The sequence below is a fragment of the Trichococcus sp. genome (genome assembly GCF_055118575.1).
Genome location: NZ_JBSQPW010000015.1, coordinates 1 through 19,955 on the forward strand (window position 1 = coordinate 1; position 19,955 = coordinate 19,955).

The window sequence follows — 19,955 nt, forward strand, 5'->3', positions numbered from 1 at the left end:
TTAGATAAATCTGTCCTATTGCGCTCTTCGATGCTCAGTCGGACAGATTTCCTAAATTTCTTTCAGGGCTGAACGAACCCGTTCAGCATTTCTTATATAACTAGGAAAGTATATAATTTTCCGGCTGTGGAACGTTGTTCTAGTGCGTGTTTCACAGTTTTTCTTTTGGTTCCACAGTGGTAAAATAGAGGTATGAATAAGAACATTCTCCATACTATTTTCTTTGATGAGAACAATCATTGGGACCAGTTTTCTAAAAAATTCAAGCTGAAGATAAGACCTGTGGTCTTTCGAGAGGTTGAAAAGTTTAGATACTGTGGGGATATTTCTAAAGGATTCCGGTTATTCGTTTGTGAAGGATGCCATGCGGTAAAAAAAGTTCCAATTCGGTGTAAAGGCAAATTTTGTCCGACCTGTTCTGTCGGTGAAAGTGAGAGGTGGAGTGAAATTGTATCTCAGGATATGTTCCACACCACTCACAGACATATTGTTTTTACAATTGATGAAGGCTTGAGGAATATCTTTTTAAAGTATCATCGGGAAATACTTTTGAAAGGACTAATGGATGAGGCTGCGCAAGTGATTTTGGACTACTTCAAGAAACAGAAGATTCGGCCTGGCATCATTTTGACTCTCCACACTTTTGGATCCAAACTGGAGTTTAACCCCCATGTACATATGATTGTAACCATGGGTGGGCTGACCAAAGGTGGTGAGTGGAAAGATTACGATTATATTCCATACAAAATGTTGCGGATAAATTGGCAGAATGCAGTGTTAAAGTTGATTCGGCGCGTGTTATCTCCGAAGGAGAAAAAAGAAGTACAGCCACAGCTTCAAACAGCTTATACTAAAAATGCTGAAGGCTTTTACGTCAACGCTCCGAAGAGAAGCCGAACGAATGTCAAAAGAGTTCTGCAGTATATCAGCCGCTACATGAAACGCGGACCGATCGCGTTAAAACGTATCCTCATGTACGATGGTGATATCGTAATGTTCCGTTATCACGACAAACGGACTGATACCGATGAAACAGAAATCATGCTTGCGAAGGAGTTTATTGCAGCTTTAGTAAGGCATATCCCCGATAAAAACTTTAAAATGGTCCGCAGATATGGGTTATACAGCAGGAGACTCAAGACAGTTGCGAAAGAAGTCGTTAAAGAAATCCAATCAAAGATAAAGCGGCTGTTGTTGAATGTTTCGACTGCTTTGAAACCAAAGAAATGGGCTGAACGAATTGTCGAATGTTTTGGAGAAAATCCCCTAAAATGTTCCTGTTGCGGAAACCTCTTTGTGTTCCGCGGGATTGTTGTGTCCAAAAATGGAGTGCTTATAATCCAATACGCGAATGATTCGGAGGCTAGGAAATATCTACGAGAGGAGATTCGGTACATTGAGTCAAAAGAATTCAAAATTAACCAAAAACAAGCTGAAAAAGAAATTTATGAAGCAATTCGCTTCGACTGGGAAAAACAACGTCAACTATATATGCCTTCAATGTAGAATCAAGGAAACGATTCCGAAGGAAGTCGTGGATGAATTTGATTTGTGGGATGAAGGTGATTTATCTGATGCGCCGAGATTCACTTGTCAAAATTGTGGTGGAGAGATGTACCCGGAATACTACAAAAGTACCCACGGTGTGGAATATAAACTATCAGATTATCAAAAATAATAATACAACAACGCAAAAAAGGCATCGGGGTGTTTTTCCCCGATGCTTTTCTTATTCGTTCGAACCGTCTCGTGGTGCAGTATTTGTAACAATTCTGATTTTCCAATTTTTATGAATTTATGGTATTATAAGGTGCGTATATTGCATCGGGGATGCAAAGAGTTGGATGGAATTGCAACATGTTTTTGGTTGAGTACTTCCATGTTTGAAATTTATGAAATGAAAGATTGGAGAACAGGCATGAAAGTCACAATTGTAAATTGTTTTGATACAAACCGTGATAGAGTGGATTTGATTTATGATTACTTCAAGGCGAAGAGCTATGAAGTTACCGTTATTGAATCTGATTTTCATCATGGCAGAAAAGAGAAAAAGGACATTACCCGTGATGATTTCCTGTTCGTCGATACCTTGCCTTATGAGCGTAATCTCTCGGTCGGCAGGTTAAAATCGCATGATGATTTTTCTAAAAAAGCTATACAACTTGCGGCAAATCTGCATCCGGATATCCTGTATGTAATGTTCCCACCGAATTCTTTGATGAGATATGCCAGTGCATATAAAGCTAAAAATCCGCAGGTGAAATTGATAGCAGACATCATCGATCTTTGGCCGGAAAGCATGCCAGTGCCGGGGAAACTGAAGAAGTTGTTTGTCTTCAAAATGTGGGCCGATATCAGGAACAAACATTTGGCAAAAGCTGATTTGGTTTTGACTGAATGTCATTACTATTATGATGTATTGAAAAATTACATTGGTCAGACAGAAACTGGGACGTTATATTTAGCGCAAGATTCAGTTCCACACGAGCCCAAAAAATCTACTAAGCTTTCCCAAGAGAGTTTCGATATTTGTTATTTGGGTTCCATCAACAACATCATTGATATCGATTTTATTTCCGAGTTGATCAAAAAGATGTCCGCCGTAAAAAAAGTGCGTCTGCATATCATCGGTGATGGCGAATCCAGGGATGAATTTATCCAAAGTTCCGAACGAGCCGGTGCTGAGGTTCTTTACCACGGCAAAATCTACGACGCCAATGAAAAACAGGCCATTTTCGATCAGTGCTATTTTGGTCTGAACATCATGAAAGAAACTGTTTCGATCGGCTTAACCACGAAATCGATCGATTATTTCAATGCGGGCTTACCGATCATCAACAACATCAAGCATGATACCGTAAAACTGGTTGATCAGTACGGTATCGGCATCAATATCACGAGAGATTTGGATAATGTTTCTGAAATAATGAGCGAATCGATCGTGTTAAACGAACAACGAAGAACAAAGGTCAAAGAAATATTTGAACAGTATTTTTCCAGATCAGCTTTCTATGAACAGCTGCAAGTTTTATTGCGTAAAATAGATATTTGATAGGCACGATTGCCAGTTGCAATGATGCAAAAACAGAACTAGCCATTACCACAGTGATTGCTAGTCAAGAAGGGAACGGTTGTTATTCAAAATCAAAAAATTTCAATACTCTTGGCTACTTACAGACCTAATTGGGAATTCTTCAAATTATTGTTGATCAGTTTGAATAATCAAGATTATCCGCATTTGGAATTGTTGGTGCGCGATGACAGCGACCAAATCGAAACAAGCGAAAGAATTCAGGAATACTTGCGGGAATTTATCACAGCGATGCCGTATGTCTTTACGATTAATGAGCGGAATATGGGCAGCAACAGAACTTTTGAATTGCTGACGGAGGAGGTGGCGTCTGGAGGCTACCTTGCCTATTGCGATCAGGACGATGTATGGGAACCTGAGAAACTAAGCACCCTCGCCGCGCTGATTGAAGCACCTAGTGTCACCTTGGCTTACTCTGATTTATCCGTCATCGATCAGGACGGCAATAAAAAAGCCGACAGTTTCAGAGAGTTCCAAAAACGGGTCATCCATATTTATGGGGCTGATCTGTTCGGAACCTTGTTGATGCGCAACAGCGTCACCGGTTGTTCAATGTTGATTGACACGGAAGTTGCCAAACGGGCCTTGCCTTTCAGCAACTATTTTGTTCATGACCATTGGCTGACCTTGGTCGCCTCCAGCATCGGTGAACTGGCCTATTCGGCTAAGCCGTTGATCCAATACCGATTGCATGACAATAATCAAATTGGTGCCTCGATGCTGCCGGGCATCAACAATAAGGCGGATTATGTGGAGAAAAAATTGTCCCAGGATATTGTACGTTTCAATTCTTTGTTGGCAGGAGACTTGTTTACGGCAGAGCAAAAAGCGCTTATTCAAGGGAAAATCACTGCTGTCGAGCATAGGAAGGCCTTCATCCAATCACCTAGCCTGTCCGGTTTTAGCAAATTGTTCAAGGCTTTGCAAGGGGATCATCAATTGTTTCTGGTCGAATTATTTTTGGGGATGGCCGGCAACAAACTGGGTGAGCGATTCCTGAAATTCCTGAAACGCTAGCAGTCAGTTCGCCGCTCGATAGAGTGAGTAGAATAGTAATGTAAAGAAAATACACTAAAAATTATCAGGAAAGAATAGGAGCTGAAGAAATGAAAGGAATTATTCTAGCTGGAGGTAGTGGGACAAGACTATATCCGCTGACGAAAGCAGTCTCAAAACAATTGATGCCCATCTATGACAAACCGATGATCTACTACCCAATGTCTACGTTGATGTTGGCGGGGATCAAGGACATTTTGATTATTTCCACGCCGACCGATACTCCCCGTTTTGAACAGTTATTCGGTAATGGGGCTGAATTAGGCTTGAATATCGAGTACGCTGTACAGGAGAATCCTGATGGATTGGCACAAGCTTTCATCATCGGTGAAAAGTTCATCGGCGATGATTCCGTCTGCCTGATTCTGGGCGACAACATTTACTACGGCAGCGGCTTGGCTAAAATGCTGCAACGTGCGGCCTCCAAAGATAAAGGCGCAACAGTCTTCGGCTACCATGTTCAAGATCCGGAACGCTTTGGTGTGGTGGAATTTGACGAAAATATGCGAGCCATTTCGATTGAAGAAAAACCGGAAAATCCGAAGAGCAGTTATGCGGTAACCGGGTTGTATTTCTACGATAATGATGTGGTGCAAATCGCGAAGAACATCAAGCCATCTCCACGCGGCGAATTGGAAATCACCGATGTCAACCGCGTTTACCTGGAAAAAGGCTTGTTGGATGTCGAAATTATGGGACGCGGCTTCGCTTGGTTGGATACGGGCACCCATGAGTCGTTATTGGAAGCTGCGACTTTCATCGAAACCATCGAAAAACGTCAAAATTTGAAAGTGGCTTGCTTGGAAGAAATTTCTTACCGCATGGGTTACATCAGCCGTGAGCAGTTAATCGAATTGGCACAACCTTTGAAGAAAAATGCATATGGCCAATACCTATTGCGCTTGGCAAATGCTTAAAAAATAAAAAGGACCGTTCCGCCTCAATAGGATAGGAAATGAAGTTCAGCCAGAAAAAAAGGGGTAATCGAGTATGAACGTTTTAGACACAAATTTGCAGGACGTAAAAATTATTGAAATGCCAGTCTTCGGTGACCACCGTGGCTTCTTTACGGAAAGTTATTCCAAAGAAAAATTTACAGCAGCAGGAATCACAATTGATTTCATCCAAGATAACCATTCTTTATCGGTGGAACCTGGTGTCTTACGTGGGATGCATTTCCAGACTCCAGAAAAAGCCCAAACCAAATTAGTCCGTGCAACAACTGGTGTCATTTATGATGTTTTGGTGGATATGCGCGTAGGTTCGCCTACTTACGGTAAGTGGGAAGGTTATATTTTGAGCGAATACAACCATCGCCAATTATTGGTGCCAAAAGGTTTTGCTCACGGATTTGTGACTTTGACACCTAATTGCAATGTCCAATACAAAGTCGATGAATACTATTCAAAAGAGAACGACGGTGGAATTGCTTTCGATGACCCGGCAGTGGGAATCATTTGGCCTATGCCGATCGATAAGCTGGTCCTGTCTGAAAAAGACACGCAACATCCGACTTTAGCCGAGTTGGATAATCCATTTATTTACGGAAAAATTTAAGGACTAGGGGACACATGAAATGAAAAATATTATTGTTACTGGTGGGGCAGGATTCATCGGATCGAATTTTGTTCATTACGTAGTGAACAACCACCCTGAGATTCACATCACAGTGTTGGATAAATTGACTTACGCTGGAAATAAAGAAAACTTGGCTGGTCTTCCGACTGACAGAGTGGAATTGGTTGTAGGAGACATTGCTGATGCCGAATTGGTGGATCGACTTGTGAAAGAAACCGATGCAGTCGTGCATTATGCTGCGGAATCCCATAACGACAACTCGCTGAAAGACCCGTTTCCGTTTGTTCAGACGAACATTATCGGTACGTACACTTTGATCGAAGCGTGCCGCAAATATGGCGTACGCTATCATCATGTTTCAACGGATGAAGTGTATGGCGACTTACCATTACGGGAAGACCTTCCTGGACATGGGGAAGGTCCGGGTGAAAAGTTCACTGCTGAGACACCCTATAACCCATCCAGTCCCTATTCTTCCACAAAAGCGGGTTCTGATTTGTTGGTGAAGGCTTGGGTCCGTTCTTTCGGATTGCAAGCGACGATCTCAAACTGTTCCAATAACTACGGGCCTTATCAACATATCGAGAAATTTATTCCGCGCCAAATCACCAATATCTTATCCGGCATTCGTCCAAAACTGTACGGAGAAGGTAAGAATGTTCGTGATTGGATCCATACGAACGATCACTCTTCAGCCGTATGGGCGATCTTGACAAAAGGCCGTATCGGAGAAACCTATCTGATCGGTGCGGATGGAGAAGAAAACAACAAACAAGTATTGGAGCTGATCCTTGAACTTATGGATCAACCAAAAGATGCTTATGATCACGTTAAAGATCGCGCTGGCCACGACTTGCGTTATGCGATCGATTCGACAAAACTTCGCGAAGAATTAGGATGGACACCAGAATTCACCAATTTCAAAGACGGTTTAGCTGATACCATAAAATGGTATACAGACAATAAAGACTGGTGGGCAGCTGAAAAGGCAGCCGTTGAAGCGAACTACGCGAAAAACGGTCAATAGATGACAGAAATATAAAAGAGGTAGGATATTCCTGCCTCTTTTTATAGAGGAGGAACTTTTTGATGATTTTGATTACGGGTTCGAATGGCCAATTGGGTACAGAATTGTGCCACTTATTGGATGAAAGAAATATTACCTATACTGCGACGGATGCAGCCGAAATGGATATTACGGATAAGGCTGCCGTGGATGCGGTTTTTCAAGAAGTGAAGCCTACCTTCGTTTTCCATTGCGCGGCCTATACGGCAGTGGACAAAGCCGAAGATGAGGGCAAAGAACTGGATGAAAAAATCAATGTGCTGGGGACAAAAAATATTGCTGAAGCAGCCGAGGCGGCAGGGGCAACGCTGGTCTACATCAGCACAGACTATGTATTTGACGGCACGAATACAGGAGAATATGCTGCTGATGCGGAAACGAATCCTAAAAACGAATACGGACGAACGAAATTGGCTGGTGAGCGACTGGTGCAATCGATCTGCTCAGATTACTATATCATCCGTACGTCTTGGGTGTTCGGCCAATATGGCCACAACTTTGTCTATACGATGCGCCGTTTGGCAGAGACATATCCGACTTTAACAGTCGTAAGCGATCAAGTCGGCCGTCCGACATGGACCCGTACTTTAGCTGAGTTTATGGTGCATGTGATGGAAACCAAACCAACAACAGGCATCTATCATTTATCCAATGACAACAGCTGTTCATGGTACGAGTTTGCCTGTGAAATTCTGAAAGATTTTGATGTGGAAGTAAAGCCGGTCACCTCAGAAGAATATCCACAAAAAGCTTACCGCCCGAAACATTCCGTGATGGATTTAAGTAAGGCCAAGGCAACCGGTTTTGCGATTCCAACATGGCAAGAGGCTTTAGCAGGCTTTATAAAAAATATTTAGTCACAAAGATGAATGAGGATTTCGGTCAGTGCCGCGAACAAGCCGGCATTGACCGGAATATTTTTTACATAATCCTTAATCAGGGCTGAACGAACCCGTTCAGCTTTTCTTGTTTGATTCGTTCAATTTGACTATTATGTTGAAACTATTCGTTATGAAATATGTGGAAAGGAATTAAAAAAATAAGTTCATTATGGGAGAGAGATTAAATGGAGAATCAGAACAAATTTTCAAAGTGTCTGACCCTGACATTGTTGGCTATGATGACCTTGAACATAGGACTTACAACGGTTTATGCGACGACGTATGAAGTAGAATCTAGTTTAACAGCGCAACCGTCAGAGGACGGATCCATAGGGGCAGAATCATTCGATTCGATTGAAATTGATAGCGCTATTGAAGACACAGATGCAGCAAATACAACTAGTGACCAGACCGCTGACCCGAATTTAAAAACGGATGCAACACCGGAAGTGGTTGATCCTTCAGTAACTGAATCAGAGTCTTCAAATGTGGTGAATTCAGAAAATAATGATGCTTTAATTTTGGAAGAAATCCCCGAAGAAGTATACGATCGAGAAAGAACGGCGGATAAAGCAATGCAAATGATGGAAGATGATTTAGCTCAAAATGGAGATTTCCAGGCACTTTCCAGAAGTCTGACTATATCGCCAACTACGACTTTCATCAACAACATTGCAGCTTCTGCAGTGACAACTTGGTCAACGCATCAAGTATTGCCATCCATAACAATTGCCCAAGCAATTTTGGAATCCGCCTGGGGGACAAGCAAACTGGCTGTGGAAGCCAACAATCTTTATGGCATTAAAGCCTCTGATGATTGGACAGGTGAAATCTACGCCATAAATACTGCCGAATACGGTGATGAGGGATGGCATATTGTCACTGCCAATTTCAGAAAGTATAATTCTTGGTTGGACAGCACCAGTGATCACGCAGCGTTTTTTACCAGTACAGCTTGGAGAAAAGAAAACTACAAAAATGTAGTAGATGAGACCAACTATAAAAGGGCTGCCCACGCTTTAAGTGCAGCCGGATATGCAACAGACCCAGCATATGCATCGAAGCTGATCAGCATCATTGAAAACTACAATTTATCCCGATTCGATCCGGTACCCAACATTACGATGAGTACCTACGTTGAAAATGACGGCTGGTCTGGATTGGGAATTGGTGCTGATTATAATGGGAAAGTCAGTGGAACAATAGGGGAAAGTAAAAAAATATACAGTTTTAAGCTCTCCATCGATAACCATGCTATTGCTGATGAAAAAGGTTTAGGTATCGAATATGCCGCCCACATCCAAGACTTAGGGTGGACAAACTATGTTTCCGAAGGAACGGCTTTGGGAAACGCCAGCCAAAATAAACGGATGGAAGCCATTAAAATAAGATTGACCGGAAATACCAATCTTAACTACACCATATGTTACCGAGTTCAAACTGCAAATCTAGGTTGGACTGGCTGGGCAAAAAATGGTGAACCAGCAGGAACGGAAGGGTTTGAATATGGTATAGAAGCAATCGAAGTTTTGTTGTTGCCTCATTCAGAAATGACGCCATCTTCACCTGAGGTTGCCTTTCAATCTTTGAGCGAAATGAAAGCAATTCAACTGAGTTATGCAGCCTACAGCCAGAATCTCGGATGGCAAGCAAATGTTTTTGAAAAACAGACAGCAGGCCAGATGAATTTGAGACTTGAGGCTTTTAAAATCAATATGAGCAACAGCAAATATGCAGGAATGCTCCAATATCAAGCGTTTGTAGAGGAAAGTGGTTGGCAAGCATGGCAACTAAGCGATTCAACAAGCGGCACAACAAATCAAGCCAAGCGCGTTGAAGCAATCAAAATCCAGCTCAACGGTTTGATGGCCCCGTATTTCGATGTCTATTACCGCGTGTACGTAGGAGGGATAGGCTGGCTTGATTGGGCGAAAAACGGTCAAATGTCAGGGACAAATGGAATGGCCTCTCGTATCGAAGCGATGCAAGTTACCTTAGTGGAAAAAGGGTCTGCTAGCCCTGGGGTGACAACCCGGCCGTATATTGAAGTTCCCCCTATTTCCTATAAGATCTTCAGCAAATCAACAGGCTGGCAGGGTGCAGTGAGTCATGGAGCTACCAGTGGAGCGGTCATCGATTCCAATCAAGTTGAGGCACTGCAAATCAAAGTACCTAACTTAAACATAAGTGGAACAATCCAATATCGTACTCATGTCCAGGACTATGGTTGGCTAGAATGGGCATCTAGTGGGGAAACAGCTGGGTTCACTGATAAAGGAAAACGCGTTGAAGCTATCGAAATCAAGCTGACTGATGATCTTGCTGCCAAATACGACGTGTATTATCGCGTTTATACCAACGCATTCGGATGGTTAAACTGGGCCAAAAACGGCGCATCAGCCGGGACTTCTGGGCTAGCTGATCCAATCAAAGCAATTGAAATCAGAATTCTTCAAAAAGGCAGTACAGCCCCAGGGACAACCGCCACACCATATGTCGATAAAAAAGAGTATGCGAGTGTCCTTTATCAAACCCATGTTCAAAATATCGGCTGGCAAAGGGCTGTAGCGGATGGAGTACTCAGTGGTACCACCGGCTTGTCTTATCGCCTAGAGGGAATAAAAATTGACCTACAAAATAGTGCATATAGCGGCTCAATCAGTTACCGGACCCATGTGGAAACTTATGGCTGGCAAGGCTATGTAGTAGACAATGCCATCAGTGGCACGATGGGTCAGGCCAAACGTTTAGAAGCTATCGAAATAAAACTAAGCGGCGAAATTTCTGAACATTATGATGTTTACTATCGCGTCCATGCTCAAGACTATGGTTGGCTGGGATGGGCAAAAAATGGGGTTTCAGCCGGTACCGCAGGTCTTGCCAAACGCTTGGAATCGATTCAGATCAAGTTGATTCCGAAAGGTTTGGCTGCACCAGGGAGCACAGCGAATACGTATATTATGAAATAAATGAAAAGCTTTCACATCATCGTATTTTTTGATTTTAGAAATTTCTGATTGAGCACTATGTAAGGAACACTACCGGGAATCAATTAAACTGACTTAGGGGAAATTTTATGAATAAACGATTGATCTTAGGTTTTATCATATGTATAATTATGGGTCTCTCTTTGGCGCTCTTTTATGGAAGTGCTAGACTTCCCGAAAAGGAACAATTCTCTATTTCTGAAACCGCAGATAGTGAAATAATTCTTACACAAACCGAAACTGGCATTCCGACTGGATCAGTGGAAGCGAGTAGCGTAAGTGAGCGTATGGATTTGCCATTAGAAACAACGGAACCAGATATAGCAGAAGATGCAGATCGAGTTGACCAGGGGATCAAAACTGCAGATTTTCTGATAGAAAACCAGTCACAACAAATCTTTTTCTCAGGAAAACTTTCACCGCCCCAAGTTCCAGGTGAAGAAACCGCAAAAATGTTTCTGCAGGAGCAAAAACTGGCTATCGGCTTATCTGATGATGTTGAACTAGAGGTCGTTGAAATCAGAACAGACGAGATAAACAACACCCATGTAAGATTTGCTCAAGTGGTGGATGGCATCAAGGTTGAGAAAGATTCTTTGAGCGTACATTTTGATGAAACTGGTGTAATTACAAGCGTCACCGGCGCTTTGACAGCAGTTCAATCAATAGAAAAGACGGATAGTGAACGACTTACCGAAAGCAACGCGATAGAAATTGCAAAAAAACAATACACCTATGAGAGTTTGAGTGAACCGACAATAGTTGAGAGGGTAATTATCACCAACAGCGGAAAAAACTATGAAACCTACAAAGTGAAAATTGCTTTTACGGTGCCAGAGATTGCAAGCTACAGTGTATATGTTGATGCCTACTCTGGTAAGGTCATTTATTCAGAAAGTAATATCCGTTATGCAAATGTTGTGGGATCTGGGTTAGACGTTTTGAATAATATCCGGGCTTTGAATCTGTATTATGACGGCACTTATTATTACATGCAGGACTATTCACACAATGCCACGCATAGGATCGAGACTAACTCGATGGGCGGCGGGACATCGACTAGGAATCTTGTGAAAGCCGCCACCAATGTCTTTTCTTCTGAAAATGACAAAGCTTCTGTAAGTGCTCATTATAATGCGGAACGAACGATTGATTTTTATAAAAATGTATTTGACCGCAACAGTTTGGATGACAATTACATGGCTGTTGTATCGTCCACGCAGTATTTGACGAATTACAATAATGCTTTCTGGACGGGCACTCAAATGGTATATGGCGACGGTGATGGCCACACCTTCACTTATTTGAGCGGAGATTTGGATGTGGTGGGGCATGAAATGACACACGGCGTGATTGAGCATACGGCTGACTTATCCTATCATAATGAATCCGGAGCGCTAAGTGAATCAATCGCTGACATATTCGGTGTACTCATTTCCACCTATGATAAATACAATGTGGAATCGGGGGGCAACTGGATTTTTGATGCTAGCGACTGGGTGATCGGGGATGATATATACACACCTTATATAGCAGGAGATGCTTTGAGAAGCTTATCTGACCCTACCTTATATAATCAACCGGACAAGATGAGTGCGTACATCAATTCCCCGGATACGGAATCTGGTGACTGGGGAGGAGTACATACTAACTCGGGTATCCTTAACAAGGCTGGGTATCTTATAGCGGAAAGAGTTGGAATGGAAAAGACTGCGCAAATATACTACCGTGCATTGGTACAATACATGACAGAAACGACAGATTTTGAACAGACCAAGAATTATCTTGTACAAGCAGCAAAAGATTTGTATGGCGAAGATTCAGCGGAAACCGAATCAATCAATCACGCTTTTTCTACAGTTGGCATTGGGCCAGCAATGGCAGTGCCAGTCACAGGAATTGCGCTTCTGCCGGAACAAATCAGCTTGCAGATAGGTGAAGAACAAATACTCGAAGCCGCCATCACTCCACGGGATGCTACCGATTATCAGATAGCTTGGTCAAGTAGTGCACCTGAGATTGCTACGGTAGATGAATATGGTACAGTCAAAGCAGTAGCGATCGGGCAAGCAATCGTGACGGCCAAAATCGGAGATATAATTGCTTCATCAACCGTAACCGTAAAGGGAAATAACCTTTCTGTATCATACAGCGTTCATGTTCAAAACATAGGTTGGCAAACGGCAGTGAAGGATGGCCAATCTGCCGGGACTTCAGGGCAATCGTTGCGGCTTGAAGGCATAAGAATGAATCTTTTTGAAGAGGGCAGTAGTCTTTCCGAAGGTATTTCGTATCGAACCCATGTGCAAGATTATGGATGGATGGATTGGGTGCAAAATGATGGTATGAGCGGCACGACAAACCAAGCAAAACGATTGGAAGCTATCGAAATCGCTTTAACCGGAGAAATGAGAGAACGATATGATGTTTACTATCGTGTTCATGCGCAAAATTTTGGCTGGTTGGGTTGGGCAAAAAATGGAGTTTCCGCCGGGACAGCGGGATATGGCTATCGATTGGAGGCCATTGAAGCCCAATTGGTAAAAAAAGGTGATCCTGCTCCAGGACCCACTGATATGCCTTTCGTAGAGGCTAATACAAACAGCACAAAAGCTCTAAAAGTATCGTATACGACACACGTACAGGACTATGGTTGGCAGTCTTACGTTTCGGACGGTGACTTGAGTGGCACTTTCGGAGAAGCAAAACGCTTGGAAGCAATCAAAATACAATTGCAAGACACTCCTTATTCTGGAGCCATTTCTTACCAAACGCATGTTCAGGATTATGGGTGGCAAAATTGGGCTTCCGATAACGAACTAAGTGGCACTTCGGGAGAAGCGAAACGTCTTGAAGCAATCAGGATAGAAATAACAGGGGAAATCGCTGAATTTTACGATGTATATTATCGCGTTCATGCGCAAAACTTTGGGTGGTTGGATTGGGCAAATAATGGGGAGGCTGCCGGTACCTCAGGATATGCTTATCGTTTGGAAGCAATCGAAATTCAGTTGATTCCTAAGGGAGGCGTTGCACCTGGAACGATAGGTGGAATACCTTATGTAGAGAAAAAAACGAATTTGGCAACAATTCCACTCATAAAAAATGATGAAAGCCTAGATTATGCGATTGTTGAAAATGAACTTTTGACACTGGTCAATGATTTCCGCACAGAAAATGGACTGAATAAATTGACCAAGAATGATAAGCTAAAGCAGGCTGCTGACCAACGAGTAATTGAAGCAACAAGTTTATTCTCGCACACACGCCCTGATGGAAGCCAATGGAATACGGTTCTTGAAGCCAATCCTCATGAGTATCTTTATGATGCAGCAGGGGAGAATATGGCAGTATCGATCATTTTCCAGGACGAAGAAGAAATAGCTGCGTCTTTATTCGATATATGGATAAACAACCCCGATGATTATGCAAATATCATAGATACCGATTACAATGAAGTCGGCATTGGGCTGCATGATAGCAATGGGGATGTTTATGCAGTGCAAATATTCGGCACGCAATCAAATCAGTAAAAAATCCTTGCAGTAGCAAGGATTTTTTTTGCGGTCGTTTTAGCAATTATTCAATAATAATTATATATTTATTATTAATATTGAGCAATTTCATGTATAATTAAGGAGTCGCCCAGTCATGGAAGTATACGTTCTCGTTTATTTGAGCGACAGAGCAGAAGTTGCAAATTTTACGAGGAGAAGTGATCTTATTGAAGAAATTTTGGTGGTTAATGATGGTGGGGACGTTATTTTATGGCAGTGTCTTGCCCTTGGTGCAGGCAACGGAAGTATTTGAAGCCGACTCAACTGTAAGTACCTATTTGATAGATGAGGTAACAACGTCAGACAGTGCAGTAGATTTGGAATCAGAAACTACTGAAAGTTCAGTCTTAATTGACAGCTCAATTGAACTACCGGAAATTAGTGGGTCAGAGGATTTTTTGGAGACACAGAGCATTACTTCGCTAGCGGAAGAAGTTCCTTTTGTATCCTATCGCACACATATTCAAGATTTTGGTTGGCAAGATGAAGTGAGAAATGGAGAAACCAGTGGCAGTGTAGGAATGGCGAAGCGTTTGGAAGCCATAGAAATCAATCTAGGCGATGTCCCGGTAGCGGGGGGGATTTCTTATCAGGTGCATGTTCAAAACTATGGATGGATGAATAACGTAACCGATGGCAAATCAGCCGGGACGATTGGAGAAAGCAAGCGTCTGGAAGCCATTAAAGTCAATTTGACTGGAGAGATGGCAGCCCAATATGATGTTTATTATCATGTCCATGCGCAAAATTTTGGGTGGTTGGATTGGGCCAAAAATGGAGAACCTGCTGGGACTGCTGGATACGGTTACCGCTTGGAAGCAATTGAAGTTGTGTTGGTGACAAAGGGATCTTCTGCACCTGGAGCTACATCAAGATCCTTTATCAATTATCCTACGCTTTCCTATCAGACACATGTCCAAAATATCGGTTGGCAAAATTACGTTTCAGCTGGAGCTGTGAGCGGAACGACAGGAGAAGGTAAACGGTTGGAAGCTATTAGGATTCATTTGGTAGATCCAACATTTGTGGGTTCGATTTCGTATCGCACACATGTACAGGATTACGGCTGGCAGGCTTGGAAGCAGGATAATACCATAAGCGGCACCCAGGGCGAAGCCAAGCGATTGGAAGCAATCCAAATAAGCTTGACTGGAGAAACAGCGGATTATTTTGATATATACTATCGTGTGCACGCGCAAAATTTTGGTTGGCTGGATTGGGCTAAAAATGGCGAATCTGCAGGGACAGAAGGATTGGGTTATCGTCTGGAGGCTATCCAGATAAAGCTGATAAAAAAGGGTGAGGCAGCTCCGGGGCCAACGGCAATGCCGTTCGTCAAGCTGGGTGGAATTGCCACCAAATTGATTAGTGCGAAACAAATGAGTGCAACAAATGTGCAGTTGAAAACACAGCTTAGCTACGGAACATTTGTGAACGGTGCAAGGGTTGCAGCTCCAATCAACAAGATTTCAGCGTATATGCAGTCCACAATCAGCGGTCATCAGATTAATCTCTCAGTTTCCGCGACGACCGATCCATTGGTTTTCAACCTTAACTTCAATGAAAAAAATTTGAATCCTACTGAAACATATAAACTTGTAACTACAGTGGCAGGGACAGCATCACAATTATGGACAGTTGGTGTAAATCAAAATACGCTTTTAGGAAAATTGTCCACCAAAAGTAATTACGTATATTACAGTAGAGATCAAACACCGGTCACCCAGTTGACGCTGAAACATCTGTTGCAAACGGCGTTGGAGCCGGTAGGGAACACGCTGTATGTTTGGGGTGGTGGATGGAATGAATCGGACACCGGATCGGGCATAGAGGCCGTCACCATGGGAGTCAGTCCACAATGGAAAAGCTTTTTCAATCAATACGGATCAACCTATGACTATTCGAAAACACTGTATCAAATCCACAACGGTCTTGATTGCTCCGGGTACATCGGTTGGACAATCTATAACTCTGTCAACACGTCGAACTATAAAGATGGTTACGTGCTATTAGCGGATGGCATGGCAACTAATTTTGCATCCCGCGGCTGGGGTACCTACAAGAACAAAACACAAATCACTCAATATAAGCCCGGAGATATTTTGAGTTCCGCTGGGCATGTATATATGGTGTTGGGTGTCGCCTCAGATAATAGTCTGGTAATTGTGCATTCTTCTCCAAATGGAGTTCAAATAAACGGAACTCCCACACCCTCTGGCAACACAAACAGTGTCGCCGCAATTTTGGCGAAGAAATATATGAGTACCTATTATCCAACTTGGTATAGTAAGTTTCCAAATGTGAAGGTGCGTTATTCTTATCTGACTGACTTCAACCAAATGACATGGGATGTTTCCGGAACTTCATTATTGAACGATCCGGAAGGAATATCCAAGAAGAGCGCAGAGCAAGTGTTGGCGATTCTTTTTCAATAATAGGACGATATTAAGGAAGTTTGAATAAGCTGAAAATGGTACGGATTTATGGGTCAGAAAGTTTTGGTCATTCGAAATGAACCAAAACTTTCTATTTTTAGCAAGGTAAGTAGGCGGAATTATGAAGATAATCGTTTAGTTTAAGCTGCGCTCATTCTTGGTGGTTTCATCAATAAATGATATAGTTATATTAGTGATTATATGAATATTCACCCTCTTAATGAGTGGTGAGGCACATGTTTTTTTCTGGTTGTTGAATGAATCCGGTTACAAAAAGTGAGGGGGACAGGGACAATGAAAGCGATAGGTAAAATTATTATTCTGTGGTCATTCATTTTGAATAGTTTATCACCAGCACTTGCATACGCTACTGAAAATAGCGCTACATTTATTCAAAGTGATATTTCCGAGGCCAAGAGCGCAGAGTTATACACTAGTGAAGCGGATGGTTCATTTACATCTCCGGATGCGGGAGGCATAGACCAGACAACAGAACCTGCAACTTCGGGAAGTGATGAAAATATGGTTATTGAACCAGAAAATACGGATAGTTCAGCTCAAGTTCCGGAAAACGACGGAGAGACAAACAATTCAGAATTGGACATCGTTGGTTCAGATGATTCATCAGCATCCGGACAGCTTCCTTCAACCGAGATTGGAAGTACTACAAGTGATGCTGCAAATATAGACAGTTCAATGGAAACGAATGAAAGTGATGTTTTAACTGATCAGGCGGAATCCGGGACCACGATTACGGCAGTGGCGACAGCACCGTCAGTGTTGTATCAAACCCACGTCCAGAATTATGGATGGACAGATGCAGTCATGGATGGTATCACCAGTGGTACGATCGACGAAGCGAAACGTTTAGAAGGAATAAAGATAAGCTTGCTAAATGCAGAAGTACTCGGTGGTATTGAATATCAAACCCATGTCGAAAACATTGGTTGGATGGGGTTCGTTTCCGATGGACAGGTATCCGGAACAACTGGGCAAGGTAAACGCTTAGAAGCTATCCGCATCAATTTAACAGGAGAATTAGCGGGAATTTATGATATTTATTACCGCGTGCATTCCCAAAATTTTGGTTGGTTGGATTGGGCAAAGAATGGAGAAGCTGCCGGAACTTCGGGGTATGCGTATCGGTTGGAAGCCATTGAAATTCAACTCGTGAAAAAAATGAACCCGCTCCGGGGGCTGTAGCGAGGCCATACATGGAGAAGGGGGCAGGTGTATCTTATTCGGCGCACGTCCAATCGATTGGCTGGCAAAATTACGTGGAAAATGGCGCCCTGAGTGGAACGACAGGGGAAAGCAGACAGATAGAAGGTATCAAAATTAAAGGAACAAATTTTCCGTCGTCAGGTTCGATTACTTATCGCGCCCATGTCCAAGGTGAAGGATGGCAGAATTGGGTGGTAAACGATGCCCTGAGCGGTACGGTAGGAATGGGTAAACGTTTGGAAGCTATTGAAGTCAAGCTCACAGGAGAAATGGCCGAGCGTTACGATATTTATTATCGTACACATGTGCAGAAATTTGGTTGGCTCGGGTGGGCCAAGAATGGTGAATCCGCAGGAACAGAATCCTATTACTATCGTACTGAAGCAATCGAGATCAAGTTGATTGAAAAAGGTAATGCTGCTCCTGGTTCAACGGCTAACCGCTTTGTCATCCGAAAGGAGCCAATTGTTTCATACGCCAGCCACGTCCAAAATATAGGGTGGCAGAATTATGTTTTTGATGGTGGTTTAAGTGGTACTTTAGGGGAAAGTAAACGTGTGGAAGCCATTAAGGTACGGTTGGACATGCAACCTTATGAAGGTGCTGTTGCTTACTGTGCCGATGTACAAGGACTTGGTTGGCAAGCGTGGTCGCAAAACGACATTTTTGCAGGAACGACAGGAACTGGAAAGTATTTAGAGGCTGTAAAAGTCAAGCTGACGGGTGAAATGGCAGAATACTATGATATATATTATCGTGTTCATACTCAAAACTACGGTTGGTTGGATTGGGCTAAAAACGGTGCCTCCGCAGGGACTGAAGGATACAATTACCGCATTGAAGCTGTGCAGATCAAGATTGTATCCAAGGGAGGGGCAGCGCCAGGAAACACGAGCCGAGCATTTGTGAAAAAGCCGTCGGTTGTCCTCGGGCCAAACTGGACTGTCGAACAAGGTTATTTCCAAGCAACCTCCGGTGTCAGGTACTATGTAGGAAGTAATTATATTATCATTAGCATCGCTCAGCAGAAAATGTGGTCATACATCGGTACACAAAAAATTGTAGAAACAGGTGTCATTACCGGAAACCCGTACTTGGGGTACGCTACTCCAAAAGGATTATTCTCAATACTCAGTAAACAATCACCAAGTGTTTTAATTGGTCCTGGATATGTTTCGCCCGTGCAGTATTGGATGCCGTTCATAGGTAATTCATACGGGATACATGATTCTTCTTGGCAAACGCATGGTTATGGGGGAGATTTGTATTTAACTTATGGTTCCCATGGCTGTGTGAACACGCCTTTAACAGCGGTTAGAACGCTATTCTACACGCATTCGATAGGAACACCAGTGGTTATCTATTGATAATAATTCTGAATTGCAAAAAAACGCGCAACCGAAGCAGTCAAGTGCTGCTTCAGTTGCGCGTTTTTCTTATAACTTGGAAAAGGGTGTTACTAATAAAAAATGTTTTAACTACACTAAAAAACAAAAAGAAACATTTACTGAACAAAAACAAAAAAATAAAACAAAAAATCGAACAAAAAGATTGATTTTGTGTTTGGTTCTGTTTATAATGAGGTTATAAGGAAATAAAAACGCTTTCGGGGAAATGAGTTGTGATTTTCCAAATTGTCTTCGTAAAATCAGGTAGCGTAAGACGGGCTTTAATACTATCGATACACTAAGCAAAGTTCTTGGAACGACAGCAACATCTTGGAAAGAAAAAATCTGAACAAATTGGAGGAAATGAAAATGAACAGGGAAGAAGCTACTTTATTAGGGTTTGAAATTGTTGCCTATGCAGGTGAAGCGCGATCGTACCTTTTGGATGCTTTAAAAGCAGCGGAAAAAGGTGATTATGATAAAGCCGAAGCATTATGTGAAGAAGCAAATACCAGCATCAAAGAGGCTCATAAAGCTCAGACAAGTTTGCTTACTATGGAAGCTTCAGGCGATGATATTGCGTACAGCGTTACGATGATGCATGGACAGGATCACTTGATGACAACATTACTGCTTAGGGATTTGATGAAACATATGATTGAATTGTATAAAAGAGGGAGCAACTAATTATG

Annotated in this window: 13 protein-coding genes; all 13 read left to right on the plus strand. The window is 42.6% G+C overall.

Annotated features, from left to right (window positions below; translation table 11 throughout):
• Positions 1-192: 192 nt before the first annotated feature.
• Complete coding sequence (locus ACTCCX_RS05665) at positions 193-1,506, plus strand: IS91 family transposase (RefSeq protein ID WP_463275119.1); 1,314 nt, start codon at positions 193-195, stop codon at positions 1,504-1,506.
• Between the two features lie 412 nt (positions 1,507-1,918).
• Positions 1,919-3,052, plus strand: a complete 1,134-nt coding sequence (locus ACTCCX_RS05670) for a glycosyltransferase family protein (RefSeq protein WP_463275120.1) — start codon at positions 1,919-1,921, stop codon at positions 3,050-3,052.
• Positions 3,053-3,163: 111 nt separating this feature from the next.
• Entirely contained in the window at positions 3,164-4,108 is a 945-nt protein-coding gene (locus tag ACTCCX_RS05675; protein WP_463275121.1) for a glycosyltransferase, read from the plus strand.
• A gap of 89 nt (positions 4,109-4,197) precedes the next feature.
• Entirely contained in the window at positions 4,198-5,064 is an 867-nt protein-coding gene (gene rfbA / locus ACTCCX_RS05680; protein WP_463275122.1) for a glucose-1-phosphate thymidylyltransferase RfbA, read from the plus strand.
• Positions 5,065-5,137: 73 nt separating this feature from the next.
• Complete coding sequence (rfbC, locus tag ACTCCX_RS05685; RefSeq protein ID WP_463275123.1) at positions 5,138-5,704, plus strand: dTDP-4-dehydrorhamnose 3,5-epimerase; 567 nt, start codon at positions 5,138-5,140, stop codon at positions 5,702-5,704.
• A gap of 19 nt (positions 5,705-5,723) precedes the next feature.
• Positions 5,724-6,752: a dTDP-glucose 4,6-dehydratase gene (gene rfbB, locus ACTCCX_RS05690; protein ID WP_463275124.1), complete on the plus strand. Its 1,029-nt coding sequence runs from the start codon at positions 5,724-5,726 to the stop codon at positions 6,750-6,752.
• A gap of 62 nt (positions 6,753-6,814) precedes the next feature.
• On the plus strand, positions 6,815-7,648 hold the full coding sequence (gene rfbD / locus ACTCCX_RS05695; RefSeq protein WP_463275125.1) for a dTDP-4-dehydrorhamnose reductase: 834 nt from the start codon (positions 6,815-6,817) through the stop codon (positions 7,646-7,648).
• 209 nt (positions 7,649-7,857) lie between these two features.
• Entirely contained in the window at positions 7,858-10,641 is a 2,784-nt protein-coding gene (locus ACTCCX_RS05700) for a glucosaminidase domain-containing protein (protein ID WP_463275126.1), read from the plus strand.
• 107 nt (positions 10,642-10,748) lie between these two features.
• Positions 10,749-14,192: a M4 family metallopeptidase gene (locus ACTCCX_RS05705; protein WP_463275127.1), complete on the plus strand. Its 3,444-nt coding sequence runs from the start codon at positions 10,749-10,751 to the stop codon at positions 14,190-14,192.
• Between the two features lie 191 nt (positions 14,193-14,383).
• Positions 14,384-16,651 carry a hypothetical protein gene (locus ACTCCX_RS05710; protein WP_463275128.1) on the plus strand — a complete coding sequence of 756 codons (2,268 nt, stop codon included), beginning with the start codon at positions 14,384-14,386 and terminating at the stop codon, positions 16,649-16,651.
• Positions 16,652-16,945: 294 nt separating this feature from the next.
• The gene (locus tag ACTCCX_RS05715) at positions 16,946-17,854 is read left to right on the plus strand and encodes a hypothetical protein (RefSeq protein ID WP_463275129.1); all 909 of its coding nucleotides are present in this window, start codon (positions 16,946-16,948) and stop codon (positions 17,852-17,854) included.
• 11 nt (positions 17,855-17,865) lie between these two features.
• Positions 17,866-19,242: a L,D-transpeptidase family protein gene (locus ACTCCX_RS05720; protein ID WP_463275130.1), complete on the plus strand. Its 1,377-nt coding sequence runs from the start codon at positions 17,866-17,868 to the stop codon at positions 19,240-19,242.
• Between the two features lie 390 nt (positions 19,243-19,632).
• Complete coding sequence (locus tag ACTCCX_RS05725; protein ID WP_016173973.1) at positions 19,633-19,950, plus strand: PTS lactose/cellobiose transporter subunit IIA; 318 nt, start codon at positions 19,633-19,635, stop codon at positions 19,948-19,950.
• Positions 19,951-19,955: the final 5 nt, after the last annotated feature.